Source organism: Streptococcus sp. DD10 (assembly GCF_001578805.1).
Taxonomy (GTDB): domain Bacteria; phylum Bacillota; class Bacilli; order Lactobacillales; family Streptococcaceae; genus Streptococcus.
This window is the reverse complement of sequence record NZ_KQ969215.1, coordinates 1-363: the sequence shown is the minus strand read 5'-3', so window position 1 is coordinate 363 and position 363 is coordinate 1. Positions and strand designations below refer to the sequence as shown.

1 protein-coding gene is annotated in these 363 nt (G+C 41.0%); it reads right to left on the bottom strand.

What is annotated here, in order from left to right:
* Positions 1 to 39: 39 nt before the first annotated feature.
* A partial coding sequence (locus tag STRDD10_RS10145) for an IS3 family transposase (protein ID WP_156468670.1) occupies positions 40 to 363 on the bottom strand: 324 nt, incomplete at its 5' end.

Sequence of the window (363 nt, the reverse complement as noted above, 5' to 3'; positions counted from 1 at the left end):
GGCACTGCACCCCAATGATGGGACAAGAGAAAACCCCTCTTATGCGGCCAGTTTTCTGTACTCTACAGGAGACAGATCGTTTAATCTTTGTTGAACTCTAGTTTCATTATAAAATATGATGTAATTCTTGACTATATCTGTTATACTATCTTTAGTCAAGTTTTTCCACTTATGGAGATAGAAGGTTTCAGACTTGAGAACAGAATGGAACCATTCGATACAGGCATTATCTGCTGGTGTTCCTTTTCGGGACATGGAGCGGATGATGCCTTTTTCTGTACAAGCTTGATAGTAGGCTTTTGAAGTGTAGACAGATCCCTGGTCGCTGTGTAAAAGTGCTCCTTGAGGTAGCTCAAGTTGATG